Source organism: Acinetobacter sp. NIOH-H-8 (genome assembly GCF_046635365.1).
In the GTDB taxonomy this organism is placed as follows: Bacteria; Pseudomonadota; Gammaproteobacteria; order Pseudomonadales; family Moraxellaceae; genus Acinetobacter.
On sequence record NZ_JBHDVN010000353.1, the window covers coordinates 1 to 389 of the forward strand.

Consider the following 389-nt stretch of genomic DNA (forward strand, 5'->3'; position numbering starts at 1 on the left):
ACGTGCTGCACGTTTTAATTGTGGTGTTTCATCTATTGGTGCTGCATTAAAGCGCTTAAATATTACAGTTAAAAAAAGACGTTAAGCCATCCTAAAGCAGATACAAAGCTTAGGGATAAATTTATTCAGCAAGTGAATGAATTAGAAACAAACCACCCGATTATTTATGTGGATGAAAGTGGTTTTAAGTCACATGATTACAGACCTCATGGCTACTCACGAAAAGGAGTACCTTGTTTAGGGCAATATAATTGGCAATTAAAGAATCAGACCAATGCCATTGGAGCAATCCATGAGGGTAAGTTATTTTCAGTCGGTTTATTTGACTGCAAAATCAATTCAGATGTTTTTCATTTTTGGATAGAGCAATTCCTCATACCAGCATTACC

The 389-nt window shown here is 36.0% G+C and carries 1 protein-coding gene and 1 pseudogene; both read left to right on the top strand.

The window, feature by feature from the left end:
* Window positions 1-85 (top strand): annotated as a pseudogene (locus tag ACEWB7_RS18615) (transposase); the annotation flags it as partial.
* 47 nt (window positions 86-132) lie between these two features.
* Window positions 133-389 (top strand): transposase (locus tag ACEWB7_RS18620; RefSeq protein ID WP_411581178.1); only part of this gene is annotated, 257 nt, incomplete at its 3' end.